Below are 19,186 nucleotides of genomic sequence, written 5' to 3'. Positions count from 1 at the left end.
TTTTATATTTCACCGTTTATTTTCAGCGGCGGTTACGCACCAGCTGATAGCGACGGGTGAGGTACTCGACCGGCGCGCTCCAGATATGCACCAGGCGGCAGAACGGGAACAGCAGGAACAGCGTCATACCCAGCACCATATGCACGCGGTAGATAAAGGCCACGCCCTCCAGATGCTGCGATGCGCCACCGTGGAAGGTCACCACCGCCTGCGCCCAGCCCACCAGCTTCATCATTTCTAACCCATCCGCATGCTGCGCCGAGAATGGGATAGTTAACAGCCCCAGTGCCGCCTGAACCACCAGCAGCGTCAGGATCATAATGTCAGCAAAGCTACTGGTTGCACGCACGCGCACGTTAGTCAGTCGGCGCTTGAGCAGCAGACCGCCACCGATCAGCGTCATCGCCCCACAGATCCCCCCGGCAATCATCGCCAGCTGTTGCTTGGCAGCGATCGGCAGGAAGGACTGATAAACCCAGTGTGGCGTCAGCAGGCCAACGATATGACCAAAGAAGATACCGAGTATCCCGATATGGAACAGGTTAGAGGCAAACCTCATCCCCTTCTTACTCAGCATCTGACTTGAACCCGCCCGCCAGCTGTACTGACCGTAATCGTAGCGCAGCCAGCTTCCAACCAGAAATACCGTACCGGCCAGATAGGGGTAGATATCAAAAAAGAACATATTTAAAAATTGCATAACCTACTCTCCCCTTGGCTGGCTGAGTGTCGAAACGTCGAGGTACTGCGGAGTGACGGCCCCCGCGAAGCGGCGCTGATGTGTGGCCGTACAGCCTTCACCCTGTGGATTCATGCGGGCAATAAAGGACACCTGCTCCTCTTCCCACACCGCGTCAAGCGCCTGCGCCGTGTCGTCCCGCGTTTCACCCGCAACCTGCGACTGCAACGACTCAGGACTGGCGCTGCTACCGGACAGATCCAACAGCAGGGGGAATAGCTGGGCATAAGGACTGCCACGCTGTTCAAGACGAGCACCCAGTAGAGCAAGAATAGGCGCAACATCCTGCAGGCCCTGACGAACGCGGGCCAGCCCACCCTGCGCCAGATATTCCAGATAAAGCGGCAGATGATCCGGCAGTTCTCGGGCATCCAGCTCCAGGCCGTCAGCACGGTACTGATCCAACAGATCGACCATCGCCTGCCCGCGATCGCGGGATTCACCGTGTACATGTTCAAACAGCAGCAGCGACGTTGCACGGCCGCGATCGAACAGCTCACAGTAGTCGGATTGCAGATCCAGCAGCGGCCGCGCTGCACAGTGGCGGATAAACTCCGCCAGCATCGCTTTTTGTTCACCGCTGAGTTCATCCGCTTCCTGCAGGGCTGCCTGCAGCTCTTCCTGATGATCGAAGAGTTCCTGCTCCGGGTAATCCAGCAGGCGGGCGATAAGACGTATCGCAATCATGATGCATCTTCCTCCCGCGTAGTTTTGATCGACACGTCAATCGCATCGATGCGGCGGCTGTTAAACAGATTGAACTTCACGTCGCTACCGTGGCAGCCGTCGCCGAAGCTGAAGCCACAGCCCTTACTTTCAGGGAAGGCTTCACGCGCCTGCTCGCGGTGGCTGGACGGGATCACAAAGCGGTCTTCGTAGTTGGCGATCGCCAGATAGCGATACATCTCCTGCGCCTGCGCCTCGGTCAGCCCTACCTGCTCCAGCGCGCTGACGTCATGAACACCGTCAACGGTTTCTGCACGCTTGTAGTGACGCATTGCCAGCATGCGTTTCAGCGCCAACAGTACCGGTGCGGTATCGCCAGCCGTCAGCAGGTTAGCGAGGTACTGCACCGGAATACGCAGGCTTTCCACATCCGGCAGCACGCCGTTATGGCCCAGCTGCCCCGCATCCGCCACTGACTGAATTGGCGACAGCGGCGGCACGTACCATACCATCGGTAGTGTGCGATATTCCGGGTGCAGCGGCAGCGCAAGCTTCCAGTCCATCGCCATTTTGTACACCGGTGAACGCTGTGCCGCGTCGATCACACTCTGCGGCACGCCGTCTTTCAGTGCCTGCTCAATAACCGCCGGATCGTTCGGGTCGAGGAAAACATCCAGCTGACTCTGGTAGAGATCTTTTTCATTCTCCACCGAAGCGGCCTGCTCGATACGATCGGCGTCATACAGCAGCACACCGAGGTAGCGGATACGGCCCACGCAGGTTTCTGAACACACGGTCGGCGCGCCCGATTCGATGCGCGGATAGCAGAAAATACATTTTTCCGACTTACCGCTTTTCCAGTTGAAGTAGATTTTCTTGTAAGGACAGCCGGTCAGGCACATGCGCCAGCCGCGGCACTTATCCTGATCGATTAGCACAATGCCATCTTCGCCGCGCTTGTAGATCGCACCGCTTGGACAGGTCGCCACGCACGCCGGATTCAGGCAGTGTTCGCACAGGCGCGGCAGATACATCATGAAGGTGTTTTCGAACTGGCCGTACATCTCCTTCTGGATATGCGCAAAGTTGGCATCTTTCGAACGCTTGCTGAACTCGCCGCCGAGAATTTCCTCCCAGTTTGGGCCGTTCTCAATCTTCTTCATCCGCTCGCCGGTGATCAGCGAGCGCGGACGGGCAATCGGCTGGTGCTTACCGGCCGGTGCGTTATGCAGATGCTGATAGTCGAAATCAAACGGCTCGTAGTAATCGTCCAGTTCCGGCACGTGCGGGTTGGCAAAGATTTTCGACAGCACGCCAACGCGGCTCCCCATGCGGGGTTCCAGCTTGCCGTTAATTTTTCGAATCCAGCCGCCCTTCCACTTCTCCTGATCTTCCCACGCATGAGGGAAGCCCACGCCCGGTTTGCTTTCTACGTTGTTGAACCAGGCGTACTCCATCCCTTCCCGGCTGGTCCAGACGTTTTTACAGGTTACTGAGCAGGTGTGGCAGCCGATACATTTGTCGAGATTCAATACCATCCCGACCTGTGAACGAATTTTCATTTAGCGACCTCCTGCTGGCTGCCCTGGCAATCGTCGTTGCCTTCACCATCTAACCAGTTAATATTATTCATCTTTCTGACTATGACGAACTCATCGCGGTTAGAACCGACGGTGCCGTAATAGTTAAAGCCGTAGGACTGCTGCGCATAGCCGCCAATCATATGCGTCGGTTTCGGGCAGACGCGCGTCACCGAGTTATGAATACCGCCACGCTGCTTCGTCGTTTCCGCACCGGGAATATTCACGATACGTTCCTGGGCGTGGTACATCATGGTCATGCCCGCAGGCACGCGCTGGCTGACCACCGCTCTGGCGGTCAGTGCACCGTTGGCGTTGAAGGCCTCGATCCAGTCGTTATCCTCAATACCTAACTGCTTAGCATCGTCCTCGCTCAGCCAGACAATCGGACCACCGCGCGACAGCGTCAGCATCAACAGGTTTTCACTGTAGGTTGAGTGAATACCCCACTTCTGGTGTGGCGTGATAAAGTTCAGCGCCATTTCAGGATTACCGTTAGGCTTGCGGTTTATCAGCGGCTGCACGGTGCGCGTATCAATCGGCGGACGGTAGACCAGCAGGCTTTCGCCAAAGTCACGCATCCACTGATGATCCTGATACAGCTGCTGACGGCCGGTCAGCGTACGCCATGGGATCAGCTCGTGAACGTTGGTATAACCGGCGTTGTAAGACACATGCTCATCTTCCAGACCGGACCAGGTCGGGCTGGAGATAATTTTGCGCGGCTGTGCCTGGATATCGCGGAAGCGGATTTTTTCATCCTCTTTATTCAGCGCCAGATGGGTATGATCGCGCCCGGTAAATTCACCCAGCGCCTGCCAGGCCTTAACCGCAACCTGGCCGTTGGTTTCCGGTGCCAGCGACAGAATGACTTCAGCCGCATCAATGGCACTGTCGATATTGGGTCGGCCCGCTGCCGGACCATCGGCCTTGACGTAGTTAAGTTTTTTGAGGAAATCGACCTCGGTCTGAGTATTCCAGCTGATGCCCTTACCGCCGTTGCCCAGCTTATCGAGCAGCGGTCCGAGGGAGGTAAAACGCTCATAGGTTGATGGATAGTCACGCTCCACCACCATCAGATGCGGTGCGGTTTTACCCGGGATCAGGTCGCATTCGCCTTTGTGCCAGTCCTGCACGCCCAGCGGCTGTGCCAGCTCGGCGGCGGAGTCGTGCTGCATCGGCAGGGTCACCACGTCGGTTTCCACGCCAAGGTGGCCGACGCACAGCTCAGAGAAACGCTTCGCGATGCCCTTGTAAATTTCCCAGTCGCTGCGGGATTCCCAGGCCGGATCGACGGCGGCAGACAGCGGATGAATAAACGGATGCATATCCGAGGTATTCATGTCGTCTTTTTCATACCAGGTTGCGGTTGGCAGTACGATATCGGAGTAGAGGCAGGTGCTCGACATACGGAAATCGAGCGTAACCACCAGGTCAAGCTTGCCCTTGCCAGGATTATCACGCCATTCCACTTCTTCCGGTTTCGCCGCACCCATTTCACCCAGATCGTCACCCAGCACGCCGCTATCGGTTCCCAGCAGGTACTTCAGCAGATACTCATGCCCCTTACCGGAAGAACCCAGCAGGTTAGAACGCCAGACAAAGAGGTTGCGCGGGAAGTTCTGCGGGTTGTCAGGCTGCTCGGCGGCAAAACGCACGGAGCCATCCTTCAAACCGGCAACGGTGTAATCAACCGGGGAAACACCTGCTGCTTTTGCTTTTGCCGCAAGATGTAGTGGGTTAACGTTCAGCTGCGGTGCCGACGGCAGCCAGCCCATGCGCTCAGATCGCACGTTGAAGTCGATCAGGCTGCCGGTGTAGCGCGATTTATCCGCCAGCGGTGACAGCAGCTCTTCGGTTTGCAGGCTCTCATAGCGCCACTGGCTGGAGTGATTGTAGAAGAACGAGGTGCCGTTCATATGGCGCGGCGGGCGCTGCCAGTCAAGGCCAAAGGCCAGCGGCAGCCAGCCGGTCTGCGGACGCAGTTTTTCCTGACCAACATAGTGTGCCCAGCCGCCGCCGCTCTGCCCGACGCAGCCGCAGAAGATCAGCATATTGATCAGGCCACGGTAGTTCATGTCCATGTGATACCAGTGGTTCAGACCGGCACCGACGATAATCATGGAGCGTCCACGCGTTTTTTCAGCGGTTTCAGCAAACTCACGCGCAATACGAATGGTATTCTGACGCGGTACGCCGGTGATCTGCTCAGCCCATGCCGGACTGTAGGCCTTCACCTCATCATAGGTTGCCGCACAGTTAGCATCATTCATACCGCGCTCAACGCCGTAGTTCGCCAGCGTCAAATCGTAGACGCTGGTCACCAGTGCGGTGCTACCGTCAGCCAGCTGCAGGCGCTTAACCGGCAGTTTGTGCAGCAGGATTTCATCCAGCGCGACGGTGTTGAAGTCCTGAACTTCGGTACCACCAAAGTAAGGGAAACCGACGTCAACGATGTCATCGTGCTTGTCCAGCAGGCTCAGCTGCAGCTCGACTTCCTGCTGATCTTTACCTTCGCGCTGTTCGAGGTTCCACTTGCCCTTCTCGCCCCAGCGGTAGCCAATCGATCCCTGCGGTGCAACCAATTCGCCGTTGGCTTCATTGATGGCAATGGTTTTCCACTGCGGGTTATTTTCCTGGCCCAGGCCATCAACCAGATCGCTGGCACGCAGCATACGTCCGGCAGCGTAATAGCCACCGTCGCGCGGCTCCAGCATCACCAGCATCGGCATATCGGTGTAGGTGCGAACATAGTTACGGAAGTATTCCACCTGGCGCTGCTGGTGGAACTCGGTCAGCATAACGTGGCCCATCGCCATCGCCAGCGCGCTGTCGGTGCCCTGCTTAGGCGCAAGCCACTGATCGCAAAGCTTGGCGATTTCGGCATAGTCCGGCGTAATGGCGACGGTTTTGGTACCTTTGTAGCGGACTTCGGTGAAGAAGTGCGCATCCGGCGTACGGGTCTGCGGAACGTTGCTGCCCCACGCCATGATGTAGGAAGAGTTATACCAGTCGGCAGACTCGGGAACGTCGGTCTGCTCACCCCAGGTCATTGGTGATGCCGGAGGCAGGTCACAGTACCAGTCATAGAAGCTCAGACAGGTGCCGCCAATCAGTGACAGGTAACGCGACCCCGAAGCGTAGGAAACCATCGACATCGCCGGAATAGGCGAAAAACCAATAATACGGTCAGGCCCGAAGGTTTTCGCGGTATAGACGTTAGCCGCAGCAATCAGTTCATTGACCTCCTGCCAGCTTGAACGTACGAAACCACCGCGCCCGCGTGCCGCTTTATAGCTGGTGGCCTGCTCGGCATCTTCCACAATCGACTGCCACGCCAGGACCGGATCGCTATGGCGGGCTTTCGCTTTGCGCCAGAGCGTAATCAGGCTCTTGCGCATCAGAGGGTACTTCAGGCGGTTAGCGCTGTATAAATACCAGGAATAGCTGGCTCCGCGGGGACAGCCGCGAGGCTCATGGTTAGGTAAATCCGGGCGGGTACGCGGATAGTCGGTCTGCTGGGTTTCCCAGGTGACCAGGCCATTTTTTACATAGATTTTCCAGCTGCATGAACCGGTACAGTTAACTCCGTGCGTGGAGCGAACGATTTTGTCATGCTGCCAGCGGCTGCGATAACCATCCTCCCAGTCACGGTTGGTGTTCAGGGTTTGCCCGTGATCGCCGGAGAAGGGTTCTGCCAGCTGTTTAAAATAGCGTAAACGATCCAGAAATTTGCTCATACGACATGCTCCAAAAAGGAATTATTTTTTATCGCGCTTAGTTATTTTTTTTACGGCCGTAAACCAGCCAGGTAATCGCGATACAAGCCAGGTAAAACACTAAAAACACTTTCATTGCACCGGCTGGCGATCCGCTCATGCTCAGCGAAATGCCGAAGGTTTGTGGAATAAAGAAGCCGCCCAGCGCACCAATTGCCGAGATAAAGCCTAACGCGGCGCTGGTTTCGGTCACCGCTTCACGCTGCGCGGTTTCATCGCTGCCACCGGCGGCTTTGACGCGATCGATGGTCAGCTTGCGGAAGATGACGGCGATCATCTGGAAGGTGGAGCCGCTACCCAGACCGGCAGCGAAGAACAGCACCATAAACACACCGTAGAAGGCGATAAACGAACCAGAGCTGGTTTCAGTCGGCAGGGTCAGGAAGACCAAAGCGGTGAATATCGCCATCAGGATGAAGGTAAACAGCGAAACGCGAACGCCGCCCAGACGGTCGGAGATAATGCCGCCGGCAGAACGCGCCAGCGCGCCGATAAACGGACCGAAGAAGGCATACTTCATGATGGCAACGTCGGGGAACTGGGTTTTGGACAGCATGGCAAAACCAGCGGAAAAACCGATGAAAGAACCGAACGCGGCAAGATAAAGTAGCGAGAGCATCCACAAATGACCGCGTTTAAGCACCGGCAGCTGCTCGCTCAGCGATGATTTTGCGGCTGCCAGATCGTTCATGCCGAACCAGGCAGCAATCGTGGCGATAAACAGCAACGGCACCCAAATCCAGGCCGCATTTTCCAGCCAGATACCACTATTACCGGTTGAGCCACCGTCGTTGAAAAACCCAAAGATAGCCATCGAAATTGCCAGCGGAGCCAGCAGCTGCATGACGCTAACACCGAGGTTACCCAATCCGCCGTTGACGCCGAGCGCGCCGCCCTGCATTGATTTCGGGAAGAAGAAGCTGATATTGCCCATGCTCGAGGCAAAGTTAGCGCCGGCAAAGCCGCACAGCAGAGAAATGATCACAAAAATGGTGAACGGCGTTTCAGGGTTTTGCACCGCAAAGCCCAGCCAGATGCAGGGAAGCAGTAAAAAGCAGGTGCTGAAAGTCGTCCAGCGACGGCCGCCAAAAAGTGGGATCACAAAAGAGTAAGGTACGCGCAGGATGGCACCGGACACGGAAGGCAGTGCGGTCAGCAGAAAAAGCTGGTCGGTGGTAAAGTCAAAACCAACCTTGTTCAGGTTCACGGCGACGGCGCTGAACAGCATCCAGACGCAGAAAGAGAGCATCAGGCAGAAAACTGAGATCCACAGGTTACGGTTGGCAATTCGCTTTCCCGTGGCCGCCCAGAACTGGGCATTTTCGGGCTGCCAGTTCTCAATGACTGCACTACCTTTCTTTCCTGGTGAAGGGGATGATTGGGACATATTCTTCTCTGTGGTGTTGTTTATGATGGCACCATCCTGAGTAGTAATGCCCCAGATCGAATTGACGTATATCAACGAGCCTGCAGGTGGCGACACGCCGAGGCACAGGATTACCTCTAAAGAGGGGTAGGAAAAAATAAAAATAAAAACATGATAATCAATCGGTTATTATAATTTTAAGGTAATTGCCTATGGTTATCATATAATCAAGATATTAAGTATTACCTCAAAAGAGGTATGGGTATTCTCTCTTCAATGAAAGACAATAGTATCAACCACTGTGTATTCAGCCGTTTTACGCAATTAACCCCCGGAATAATGGATGACTAAAAACCCTGCTCCCGCGACCGTTCTGCTGATTGACGATCACCCGATGATTCGTACCGGACTGAAACAACTGATCGGCATGGACGATCGTCTGAAGGTGATTGGCGAGGCAGGCAATGGTGCGGAAGGTGTACTGCTGGCGGAAAAAAATGACTACGATCTGATCCTGCTGGATCTGCATATGCCAGGAATGAATGGTCTGGAAACGCTGGAACAACTGCGCGCGATAGACGCCCGCGGCCGCATCGTGGTATTTAGCGTTTCAGATTATGAAGATGATGTCGTACGCGCACTCAAGCGGGGGGCCGATGGCTATCTGCTGAAGGATATGGAACCCGAAGCGTTGTTGAACTCGCTGCACCGCGCCGCCGCCGGGGAAATGGTGCTGAGCGAGACATTACCACCGCTGCTGGCTGCCAGTCTGCGCCAGCAGCGGCCAAAAGAAGTGCCGGATATTGAACAGCTTACAGCTCGCGAGCGCGATATCCTTAAACTGATTGCAATGGGAATGAGTAATAAACTGATAGCGCGTCGCCTGTGCATCAGTGAAAGCACGGTGAAGGTACACGTTAAGCATTTGCTGAAGAAACTACAGATGAAATCGCGGGTTGAGGCGGCAGTCTGGTCGTTGCAAAACGGCTATAGCTAAAAAAAGGCAATAAAAAAGCGACGATCGGAGATCGTCGCTTTTCGCATTAACTCAGTCAGCAGTTTCGCGATTATTCGCGGAACAGCGCTTCAATATTCAGTCCCTGTGCCTGCAGAATTTCGCGCAGACGACGAAGACCTTCAACCTGAATCTGGCGAACACGCTCGCGGGTCAGACCAATTTCGCGACCCACATCTTCCAGCGTGGCCGCTTCATAGCCTAACAGGCCGAAACGACGTGCCAGCACTTCACGCTGCTTGGCGTTCAGTTCGAACAGCCATTTGACGATGCTTTGCTTCATGTCATCGTCCTGGGTGGTATCTTCCGGACCGTTATCTTTCTCGTCGGCCAGAATATCCAGCAGCGCTTTCTCAGAATCTCCGCCCAGCGGCGTATCAACTGAGGTAATGCGTTCGTTGAGGCGCAGCATCCGGCTTACGTCATCAACAGGTTTGTCTAACTGCTCGGCAATCTCTTCCGCACTGGGCTCATGATCGAGCTTATGGGAAAGTTCACGCGCGGTGCGCAGATAAACGTTCAGCTCTTTCACGATGTGAATCGGCAGGCGGATGGTACGGGTTTGATTCATGATCGCCCGTTCAATCGTCTGACGAATCCACCAGGTGGCGTACGTAGAGAAACGGAACCCTCTTTCCGGGTCAAACTTCTCTACGGCACGGATCAAACCGAGGTTACCTTCTTCAATCAGATCCAGCAGCGCCAGACCACGATTGCTGTAACGACGGGCGATTTTTACCACCAGACGCAGGTTGCTTTCAATCATTCGGCGACGTGAAGGAATGTCGCCACGAAGCGCCCGGCGGGCAAAGAAGACTTCTTCTTCCGCCGTTAACAGTGGGGAATAACCAATCTCCCCAAGATAGAGCTGTGTCGCATCGAGCACACGCTGTGTGGCCCCCTGCGACAGCAGTTCTTCTTCTGCTAAATCGTTATCACCAGGTTCATTTCCGACAAGAGCCTTCTCATCAAAAACCTCAGCTCCGTTTTCGTCGAATTCCGCATCTTCATTTAACTCATTAACTTTCAGCGTATTCTGGCTCATAAGCGGCTCCTACCCGTGATTCCAGGGCAGAACACCAAGGTTCTGCCGGTTATCGCTGCGGTAAATAACGCAACGGGTTTACGGATTTCCCCTTGTAACGAATTTCAAAGTGCAATCTAACCGAGCTTGTGCCGGTACTGCCCATGGTGGCTATTTTCTGACCCGCTTTAACCTCTTGTTGTTCACGGACCAGCATAGTGTCGTTATGGGCATAAGCACTCAGGTAGTCATCATTATGTTTGATGATTATCAGATTACCGTAACCGCGCAGCGCATTCCCGGCATATACCACCCTGCCTGAAGCGGTGGATACAACGGACTGACCACGTGAACCCGCGATGTCGATACCTTTATTGCCGCCTTCGGAAGCAGAGAAGTTATCGATAATCTTACCGTCTGTCGGCCAACGCCAGCTTCCCACTGGGGTAGCGCTGTCCGTTGTACTGCTGACGGTCGGGGCGGTAACCGGCGCTGTCGTCGTTGCAACAGTTGTGCCGGATGAAGGCAGCATTTTGCCTCCACTTCCTCCACTTGGAGTACCTGAATCCTCAGAATACGTAATAACCGGTTGCCGTGCAACAGGTGTTGGCTGCATTTGTGTACTGGAAGGAGGAGTCGTTACGCCACCTGCAGTTGCATCGGCAACTGTGATTGCATTTCCTCCGGTGATCGGCGTACCGCCGCCGTTGCCAACCTGAATCTGCTGGCCAACGTTGAGCCCGTAAGGGGCGGGGATATTATTGCGTTGCGCCAAATCTCGGAAATCATTGCCGGTAATCCACGCAATGTAGAACAGAGTATCGCCACGCTTAACGGTATAGCTGTCACCGCTGTAGCTACCTTTCGGAATGTTCCCATAACTGCGGTTGTAAACAATGCGCCCGTTTTCCGTCACCACGTTTGGTGAAGAAGAGGACGAAATCATTCCACCATTTGAAGACGACGGCGGGCGTGCGGGAATAAAGCCACCGCCGCCACCGCCTGAATTACTCAGCATGCCTGAATCATTACCGCCAACTGAACTGATGGGAGCCTGCGTATTATCGCTGGAACAACCTGCCAGCCAAAAACCTATCAATGAAACGGCCGCAATACGGCGCAACTTAAAAACCGGGCTTCCAGTGCTCATTCATCCCCCATTACGGCAATGCTTATTAAAGACAGAACTGCGGCCGGGCTGATGGTTTACAGCATCTTCTGTCAGCCCGCGCGAATTATTCAGATACTAGCAATATCAACCACAACGTGCCATGCCAGTTGTATTAATCTTTATTAGCGGCTCACTTCAGGCCAGATCGCCCTGCACCAAAGGAACAAAGCGAACCGGTTCGATGGTTTCAACCACAAACTCACCTCCCCGGCGGCGAATGCGCTGTAAAACCTGCTGCTCTTCCCCCACCGGCAGCACCATAATGCCCCCTTCATCAAGCTGTGCCAGTAAAGCATCCGGTATTTCCGGCGGGGCCGCCGTCACAATAATCGCGTCGAAGGGCCCGCGAGAACGCCAGCCAAGCCAGCCGTCGCCGTGGCGAGTTGAAACATTATGCAGATCGAGCTGCTTCAGTCGACGCTTGGCCTGCCACTGCAACCCTTTTATGCGCTCAACGGAACAAACATGCTCGACCAGATGCGCCAGAATCGCCGTCTGATAGCCGGAACCGGTACCGATTTCCAGCACGCGCGACTGCGGGGTGAGCTCCAGAAGCTCGGTCATTCTGGCCACCATGTAGGGCTGAGAAATCGTCTGTCCGGAACCAATAGGCAGCGCCATATTGTCCCAGGCTTTATGCTCAAAGGCCTCATCGATGAAACGTTCGCGCGGCACATCTTCTATCGCCTGCAGCAATCGTTCATCGTTAATGCCCTGCTTTTTCAGCAGTGCAAGCAGCGTATCGATCCGGCCGCCGCTTACCATTGTTGGTCAACCTCAACGCGTGACAGCCAGGAAGATACAACCTCCTGCGCCGCATGGGCGGTTAAGTCCACATGAAGAGCGGTCACCGACACATATCCCTCATCAACCGCAGCAAAGTCGGTACCCGGGCCTGCATCAAGTTTGTCGCCCGGAGGCCCAATCCAGTACATCGTGTTGCCGCGCGGGTCCTGCTGCTGAATCGCCCTGTCGCTGGGATGGCGGCTGCCGCAGCGCGTCACGCGGATACCTTTTATCTGTTCCAGCGGCAAATCAGGAACATTGATATTGAGAATGCGCCCGGTCCGCAGCGGTTCTTGCATCAGTGCGCGCAGAATTGAGCAGGTCACCGCCGCCGCCGTTTCATAATGCTGATGTCCGTCCAGCGACACCGCCAAAGCGGGCAGCCCCAGATGACGCCCTTCCATCGCCGCCGCAACGGTCCCGGAGTAGATCACATCATCACCGAGGTTCGGCCCGGCGTTGATTCCGGAGACCACAATATCCGGCTTGGGGCGCATCAGGGTATTGACCCCGAGGTAAACACAGTCGGTAGGCGTTCCCATCTGCACGGCAATATCACCGTTGGGATAATCAAACGTGCGTAGTGGTGTTTCCAGCGTCAGCGAGTTTGACGCCCCGCTGCGGTTACGATCGGGAGCAACAACCTGGACCTCAGCAAACTGGCGCAGCGCCTTTGCCAACGCCTGAATACCTGGCGCATGGATACCATCGTCGTTGCTCAGCAATATTCGCATTTAACACCTAACCTGTTGATAATTTTTGTTCGCCCGATTCCGACAGCAGGGATAACTGACCGCTGTGCGAATGAAAAATACGCGGAATAAAAGGCGTGGCTGGAAGCCATTTTAGCTGGATGATTCGGGTTGTGGTAGGTGTAAGTTTCTGGTTTCAATCGACTAGCAGCTGCCGCCGAAGCGGCAGTAAAAAAACAGGTCCGCGCGTTACTCATCAACCTCGTCGGCGCTAGCCTGTGGCAGCAGCAGTTCACGCACCACGCTGGTGGCAAAGCTTCCCGCCGGTAGCCAAAAATTCATCGCCAGCGTAGCATCATCCAGCCAGACCCAGCGCAGGTCGCGGGGGATCACCAGCATAGCGCGGCGGGCGGCTTCCACCTTTTCACGCGTCATCAGCTCGATTAAGGCCGTTTCCGATACCAGAGAAGCCTGCTCCAGTGCCAGAGCCTCATCACGGGTGCCCCATTCTCCGCTGCCCGGCAGCGGTGCGGTAACACGCAGTTCGTTAGCGTCAACCCGCTGCTGCAGGGCATCCAGCTCTTCTGCTGTGGCAACAAACCAACTGCCGCGCCCGGTCAGCTGCAGCGCATCGCCGTTCAATGCCTTCGTCAGCGTGCCCTGCTGTGCCAGACGATCGCTGACCACCTGATTAAACATCGCGCTTCGCGCCGCCGAGAGCAGGAAACTGCGTTTGTTACGCTCACGCACGCGGATCTCATCTGCTGCCCAGCGCTGCGCCATAAGCAGGTTGTTACCGTTATGGCCAAAACGCTGGCTGCCGAAATAGTTGGGGACGCCACCCAAAGTAATCTGCTGCAGGCGCTGCTCTACAGCATCACGATCGGTCACCTGCCGCAGCACCAGCCGGAAATCATTGCCCTGCAGCGCCCCGGTGCGCAGCTTGCGACGATGGCGGGCACTTTCCAGCACCTCAACCCCTTCCAGCGCAAATTTGCGCATATCCGGCGTCTCTTTACCCGGCAGTCGCAGGCAGAACCACTGTTCGGTGACGGCGTGGCGATCCTTCATACCGGCAAAGCTGGCGTCACGCGGATGAATACCAACGAATTTTGCCAGCGCTTCAGCCACGAACCGGGTATTACAGCCGGTTTTACGAATACGCACCAGCAGCTGTTCACCGTCGCCGTCCGGTGCGTAGCCCAGATCCTCAACCACAACGAAATCTTCCGCCGTGGCCTTCAGCACGCCTTCGGCGGTCGGCTTACCGTACAGCCAGTTCTGCTTTGCTAAATCCATCTTCAGGCCTTAATCAGCAGCGCAACGGCTTCACAGGCAATGCCTTCACCACGGCCGGTAAAGCCCAGCTTTTCGGTGGTGGTGGCCTTCACATTGACTTCATCCATGTGGATACCCAGATCTTCGGCAATATTGATGCGCATCTGCGGCGTGTGCGGCAGCATTTTCGGTGCCTGCGCGATGATCGTGACGTCAACGTTGCCCACGCGGTAGCCTTTTTTCTCAATCTGGCGCCACGCTTCGCGCAGCAGCTCGCGGCTGTCCGCACCTTTATAGGCGGCATCGGTGTCCGGGAAGAGTTTACCGATATCGCCCAGTGCAGCCGCGCCCAGCAGTGCATCGGTCAGCGCATGCAGCGCCACGTCACCGTCGGAATGGGCCAGTAATCCTTTCTCATAAGGGATACGCACGCCGCCAATAATCAGCGGGCCTTCGCCGCCAAAAGCGTGTACATCAAAACCATGACCAATACGCATTATGCGTTCTCCTTATTATAAATTTGGGTCAGATAGAACTCGGCCAGCGCCAGATCTTCCGGCCGGGTTACTTTAAGATTATCACTGCGTCCGCTGACTAATTCCGGGTGATAGCCGCAGTACTCGAGGGCAGAAGCCTCATCGGTAATGCTGGCACCTTCACGCAGGGCGCGCTCCAGACAATTTCGCAGCAGCGCCAGCGGGAACAGCTGCGGCGTCAGCGCGTGCCACAGGGCTTCACGCTCCACCGTATGGGCAATCGTTTCGGCACCGCCGGTTGCCCGCTTCATGGTATCGCGTACCGGTGCGGCAAGAATACCGCCGACCTCACTGCGCTGGGTCAGCTCCAGCAGGCGGGTCAGATCGTTGAGATGCAGACAGGGGCGAGCGGCGTCATGTACCAGCACCCACTGCGCATTTTCAGCCGCTTTTAATCCGGCCAGCACCGAGTCGGCACGCTGGTTACCGCCCACCACCTGAATAATACGCGGGTCGTTCGCCACCGGCAGTCGTGAAAAATAGACATCATCCGGGCTGAGAGCCACAATCGCCTTAGTCACCGCCGGGTGCGCCAGCAGCGCATCCAGGCTGTGTTCAAGAATCGTTTTGTTGCCGATGGAAAGATACTGTTTGGGGCACTCGGACAGCATGCGGCTGCCAATCCCCGCTGCGGGCACAACGGCGATCACGTGCGGACAGGAGTCTGCGATGTTCATGGTTATCGTTACTGATTGGCTGGTTGGCTTTGCTGCGCGTTTCGTTTGCTTTGATCCGGCACAAGGCGATAGAAGATCTCACCGGGTTTGATCATTCCCAGCTCGTTACGTGCGCGTTCCTCGATCGCTTCCGAACCGCCGTTAAGATCGTCGATTTCGGCAAAAAGCTGATCGTTGCGCGCTTTAAGCTTGGCGTTATTGGTCTGCTGCACCGCAACATCCTCATTAACGCGCGTATAGTCATGTATGCCATTCTTGCCCAGCCAGAGCGAATATTGCAGCCAGCCCAGCAGAACAAGTAACAGCAGCGTAAGTTTTCCCATCCCCGCCCCCTGAAAAACGGCTCAATCATCCCATAACTTTTACTACGACTCCACTCTGCCAGTGAAATAGAGCTGTTTTCTCAGACTAAGCCGCGCAAACGCGGCAAAAAGCACCAAAAGAGAGGTAATTTCTGGCACGGGTTAACGAAAAGTTTTGTAACGCAGCGATGCGTTTCCACATCAGATGTAAGGGTCACCAACCGGTTAACTGACTAAACAGCAGCCAGAACAGGCAAATAACCAGTATCACCGTTGCAAGCGTAGTCCAGATCAGATGTCCTCGCAGCAGCACGCTGATCGCAATACCGACCAGTACGGAAACCGGCAGCAGTGCAAGGAAGAACGGCCAGGTGTAAAGGAAGAAAAACAGGGTGTTTGAACCATACAGTACAAACGTTGTAGCGAGGGCTACCCACCATGAAGCGAAGCCCACCACGCCGCCAGGAAATGGCCAGGAAGCCTCATCTTGATCGCTTTTGTCTTTTCTTGCCAGCAGTGGGGTGACGTTTTGCATAGATATCCCATTAACGCTTGAGCGGCGCACCGAAACGATGCCCGCCTGAGTAACGCCCGCGAGGGCGTTAACAGTCGCTGTATCAGGGTTTGATAATATCGCGCTGGCGCAACAGGTCTAATATCTGGGCGGTTAAATGTGTTACCAATTGTTCACCGTTCAGGTGGAGGTCAGCCCGTTCAGGCGCCTCGTAAACCGAATCGATACCGGTGAAATTACGCAGCTCTCCTGCCCTGGCTTTTTTGTACAATCCTTTCGGATCGCGCGCTTCACAAATAGCCAGCGGCGTATCGACAAACACCTCAATAAAACGCCCTTCTCCCAGCATCTCGCGCACCATATCGCGTTCGGCACGGTGCGGCGAAATAAAGGCAGTGAGTACCAACAGACCCGCGTCCACCATCAGCTTCGCCACTTCCCCCACCCGGCGGATATTCTCCCGGCGGTCGTCATCGCTGAAGCCAAGATCGCGGCACAGGCCGTGGCGCACGTTATCGCCATCCAGTAGATAAGTACTGGCACCCAGACGATGCAGTACCTGCTCCAGTGCACCGGCTACGGTGGATTTACCGGAGCCGGAAAGCCCGGTAAACCACAGTACCGCGCCCTGATGACCGTGCTGCCCTTCACGATCTTCCCGGCTGACCGGGTGATCGTGCCAGACGACATTCTCGTCATGCAGGGCCATATTAATTACCGCCCAGCAGGTCGCGCGCGTTCCAGTGCGGGAAGTGACGACGCACCAGTGCGTTCAGCTCCAGCTCAAAGGCGCTGTAGTGACCTGCCGCCTGCTGCGTTTCTGCCAGCGGTTCGAGGATCATCCCGGCACCGACGGTAACGTTGCTCAGACGATCGATAAAGATCATCCCGCCGGTTACCGGGTTTTGCTGATACGGATCAAGCACCATTGGCTCATCGAAGGTCAGATCCACCAGGCCAATCCCGTTCAGCGGCAGCTCCTGCGCTTCATGACGAGTCAGGTTGTTGATCTCAACCTGATACTGAATTTTTTCCACGCGCGCGCGGGTCTTTTTACCGGCAATTTTCACGTCAAAGCTCTGGCCCGGCACCAGCGGCTGCTCGGCCATCCACACCACATTGACCGACGCGCCCTGTACCGGTTTGAGATCGGCATCAACGGCCACCAGCAGATCGCCGCGGCTGATGTCGATTTCATCTTTCAGCACCAGGGTAATCGCTTCGCCCGCGCTGGCCTGCTGCAAATCACCATCAAAGGTGACGATGCGGGCAATGGCCGACTCCACGCCGGACGGCAGCACTTTTACCCGCTGACCGACCTGTACCACACCGGACGCCAGCGTACCGGCATAGCCGCGGAAGTCGAGGTTCGGGCGGTTAACGTACTGCACCGGGAAACGCATCGGCTGCTGCTCTACCACGCGCTGCACCTCAACGGTTTCCAGCACGTCGAGCAGCGTCGGGCCGCTGTACCAGTTCATTGCGGCGCTCGGTGCCGCCACGTTCTCGCCTTCCAGCGCGGAGAGCGGCACAAAGCGGATATCCAGATCGCCCGGCAGCTGTTCGGCAAAATCGAGGTAGCTCTGTTTGATCTCTTCAAAGGTCTGCTGGCTGTAGTCCACCAGATCCATTTTATTGATCGCCACCACCAGGTGTTTAATGCCCAGCAGCGTAGAGATAAAGCTGTGGCGACGGGTTTGATCGAGCACGCCTTTACGGGCATCGATCAGCAAAATCGCCAGATCGCAAGTTGAAGCACCGGTCGCCATGTTGCGGGTGTACTGCTCGTGCCCCGGGGTATCGGCGATAATGAATTTACGCTTCTCGGTAGAGAAATAGCGGTAGGCGACATCGATGGTGATGCCCTGTTCGCGCTCGGCCTGCAGGCCATCCACCAGCAGTGCCAGGTCCAGCTTCTCACCCTGCGTACCGTGACGCTTGCTGTCGTTGTGCAGCGTGGAGAGCTGGTCTTCATAAATCTGTCGGGTGTCGTGCAGCAGGCGGCCAATCAGCGTACTTTTGCCGTCGTCAACGCTGCCGCAGGTCAGAAAACGCAGCAGGCTTTTATGCTGCTGAGCGTGCAGCCAGGCTTCCACCCCGCCCTGATCGGCGATCTGTTGTGCAATAATGGTATTCATGGCGGCTCCTTAGAAATAACCCTGGCGTTTCTTCAGCTCCATCGAGCCAGACTGATCGCGGTCAATCACCCGCCCCTGACGCTCGCTGGTGGTGGAAACCAGCATCTCTTCGATAATCTCCGGCAGCGTTTGCGCTTCAGACTCTACCGCACCGGTCAGCGGCCAACAGCCGAGGGTGCGGAAACGCACCATGCGCTGCTCGATTTTCTCGCCGGGCTGCAGGTTAATGCGCTCATCGTCGATCATCATCAGCATGCCGTCACGCTCCAGAACCGGGCGCTCAGCGGCCAGATATAGCGGAACGATTTCGATATTTTCCAGGAAGATATACTGCCAGATATCCAGCTCGGTCCAGTTAGAGAGCGGGAACACGCGAATGCTTTCGCCTTTGTTAATCTGGCCGTTGTAGTTGTGCCACAGCTCCGGGCGCTGATTTTTCGGGTCCCAGCGGTGGAAACGGTCGCGGAAGGAGTAGATACGCTCTTTCGCGCGGGATTTCTCCTCGTCACGACGTGCGCCGCCAAAGGCCGCATCAAAACCGTATTTGTTCAGCGCCTGCTTCAGCCCTTCGGTCTTCATGATATCGGTATGCTTGGCGCTGCCGTGGACAAACGGGCTTATGCCCATTGCCACGCCTTCCGGGTTGCGGTGAACCAGCAGCTCGGCGCCGATGTTTTTTACCGTACGATCGCGGAATTCGTACATTTCACGGAATTTCCAGCCGGTATCAACATGCAGCAGCGGGAACGGCAGCGTTCCCGGGTAGAAGGCCTTACGCGCCAGGTGCAGCATCACCGATGAGTCTTTACCGATGGAGTACATCATCACCGGATTGGCGAACTCTGCCGCCACTTCGCGGATAATATGGATACTCTCCGCCTCCAGTTGACGCAGATGAGTCAGACGTTTTTGATCCATAACTT

The 19,186-nt window shown here is 55.9% G+C and carries 18 protein-coding genes; 1 reads left to right on the top strand and 17 read right to left on the bottom strand.

Annotated elements, in window-relative coordinates; translation table 11 throughout:
• Positions 1-22: 22 nt before the first annotated feature.
• From narI to JOE09_RS13315, 5 genes are read right to left on the bottom strand one after another with little or no spacing between them, the layout of a single operon-like run.
• A complete protein-coding gene (gene narI / locus JOE09_RS13335; RefSeq protein WP_200563408.1) occupies positions 23-700 on the bottom strand; it encodes a respiratory nitrate reductase subunit gamma in 678 nt (225 codons plus the stop codon).
• Positions 701-703: 3 nt separating this feature from the next.
• Positions 704-1,426 (bottom strand): nitrate reductase molybdenum cofactor assembly chaperone, encoded by a 723-nt coding sequence (narJ, locus tag JOE09_RS13330; RefSeq protein WP_205066092.1) that lies wholly within the window; start codon positions 1,424-1,426, stop codon positions 704-706.
• Complete coding sequence (gene narH, locus JOE09_RS13325; protein WP_205066091.1) at positions 1,423-2,967, bottom strand: nitrate reductase subunit beta; 1,545 nt, start codon at positions 2,965-2,967, stop codon at positions 1,423-1,425. Before narH ends, narJ begins: the two co-directional genes overlap by 4 nt.
• On the bottom strand, positions 2,964-6,725 hold the full coding sequence (locus JOE09_RS13320) for a nitrate reductase subunit alpha (RefSeq protein ID WP_105593959.1): 3,762 nt from the start codon (positions 6,723-6,725) through the stop codon (positions 2,964-2,966). Before JOE09_RS13320 ends, narH begins: the two co-directional genes overlap by 4 nt.
• A gap of 37 nt (positions 6,726-6,762) precedes the next feature.
• Positions 6,763-8,151: a NarK family nitrate/nitrite MFS transporter gene (locus JOE09_RS13315; protein WP_205066090.1), complete on the bottom strand. Its 1,389-nt coding sequence runs from the start codon at positions 8,149-8,151 to the stop codon at positions 6,763-6,765.
• Positions 8,152-8,473: 322 nt separating this feature from the next.
• Here JOE09_RS13315 and narL point away from each other — a divergent pair, with 322 nt between their 5' ends.
• Positions 8,474-9,127, top strand: a complete 654-nt coding sequence (narL, locus tag JOE09_RS13310) for a two-component system response regulator NarL (RefSeq protein ID WP_105593957.1) — start codon at positions 8,474-8,476, stop codon at positions 9,125-9,127.
• A 70-nt stretch (positions 9,128-9,197) separates the two neighbouring features.
• On the opposite strand, the gene rpoS is transcribed toward narL, so the two are convergent.
• The 12 genes from rpoS to cysD all read right to left on the bottom strand — a co-directional run bounded on the left by rpoS (position 9,198) and on the right by cysD (position 19,181).
• Positions 9,198-10,190, bottom strand: a complete 993-nt coding sequence (gene rpoS, locus JOE09_RS13305) for an RNA polymerase sigma factor RpoS (RefSeq protein WP_105593956.1) — start codon at positions 10,188-10,190, stop codon at positions 9,198-9,200.
• A 49-nt stretch (positions 10,191-10,239) separates the two neighbouring features.
• A complete protein-coding gene (nlpD, locus tag JOE09_RS13300) occupies positions 10,240-11,319 on the bottom strand; it encodes a murein hydrolase activator NlpD (protein ID WP_205066089.1) in 1,080 nt (359 codons plus the stop codon).
• Between the two features lie 156 nt (positions 11,320-11,475).
• The gene (locus JOE09_RS13295; RefSeq protein ID WP_205066088.1) at positions 11,476-12,105 is read right to left on the bottom strand and encodes a protein-L-isoaspartate(D-aspartate) O-methyltransferase; all 630 of its coding nucleotides are present in this window, start codon (positions 12,103-12,105) and stop codon (positions 11,476-11,478) included.
• Complete coding sequence (surE, locus tag JOE09_RS13290; RefSeq protein WP_205066087.1) at positions 12,099-12,860, bottom strand: 5'/3'-nucleotidase SurE; 762 nt, start codon at positions 12,858-12,860, stop codon at positions 12,099-12,101. Before surE ends, JOE09_RS13295 begins: the two co-directional genes overlap by 7 nt.
• Before the next feature lie 207 nt (positions 12,861-13,067).
• On the bottom strand, positions 13,068-14,117 hold the full coding sequence (gene truD, locus JOE09_RS13285; RefSeq protein ID WP_205066086.1) for a tRNA pseudouridine(13) synthase TruD: 1,050 nt from the start codon (positions 14,115-14,117) through the stop codon (positions 13,068-13,070).
• Positions 14,118-14,119: 2 nt separating this feature from the next.
• Positions 14,120-14,593 (bottom strand): 2-C-methyl-D-erythritol 2,4-cyclodiphosphate synthase, encoded by a 474-nt coding sequence (gene ispF, locus JOE09_RS13280; protein ID WP_105593951.1) that lies wholly within the window; start codon positions 14,591-14,593, stop codon positions 14,120-14,122.
• Positions 14,593-15,309 (bottom strand): 2-C-methyl-D-erythritol 4-phosphate cytidylyltransferase, encoded by a 717-nt coding sequence (gene ispD / locus JOE09_RS13275; RefSeq protein ID WP_105593950.1) that lies wholly within the window; start codon positions 15,307-15,309, stop codon positions 14,593-14,595. Before ispD ends, ispF begins: the two co-directional genes overlap by 1 nt.
• A gap of 8 nt (positions 15,310-15,317) precedes the next feature.
• Entirely contained in the window at positions 15,318-15,632 is a 315-nt protein-coding gene (gene ftsB, locus JOE09_RS13270; RefSeq protein ID WP_105593949.1) for a cell division protein FtsB, read from the bottom strand.
• Positions 15,633-15,825: 193 nt separating this feature from the next.
• Positions 15,826-16,146, bottom strand: coding sequence for a DUF3561 family protein (locus tag JOE09_RS13265; protein ID WP_205066085.1), 321 nt, complete (start codon positions 16,144-16,146; stop codon positions 15,826-15,828).
• An 82-nt stretch (positions 16,147-16,228) separates the two neighbouring features.
• Positions 16,229-16,834 carry an adenylyl-sulfate kinase gene (gene cysC, locus JOE09_RS13260; RefSeq protein ID WP_205066084.1) on the bottom strand — a complete coding sequence of 202 codons (606 nt, stop codon included), beginning with the start codon at positions 16,832-16,834 and terminating at the stop codon, positions 16,229-16,231.
• Between the two features lies 1 nt (position 16,835).
• Positions 16,836-18,263 carry a sulfate adenylyltransferase subunit CysN gene (gene cysN, locus JOE09_RS13255; protein WP_205066083.1) on the bottom strand — a complete coding sequence of 476 codons (1,428 nt, stop codon included), beginning with the start codon at positions 18,261-18,263 and terminating at the stop codon, positions 16,836-16,838.
• Positions 18,264-18,272: 9 nt separating this feature from the next.
• Positions 18,273-19,181 carry a sulfate adenylyltransferase subunit CysD gene (gene cysD, locus JOE09_RS13250; protein WP_105593945.1) on the bottom strand — a complete coding sequence of 303 codons (909 nt, stop codon included), beginning with the start codon at positions 19,179-19,181 and terminating at the stop codon, positions 18,273-18,275.
• Positions 19,182-19,186 lie beyond the last annotated feature (5 nt).

The sequence above is a fragment of the Pantoea coffeiphila genome, assembly GCF_016909495.1.
Classification (GTDB): domain Bacteria; phylum Pseudomonadota; class Gammaproteobacteria; order Enterobacterales; family Enterobacteriaceae; genus Erwinia; species Erwinia coffeiphila.
The sequence above is the reverse complement of the archived record's forward strand: the minus strand, read 5'-3'. Positions and strand labels throughout refer to the sequence as shown.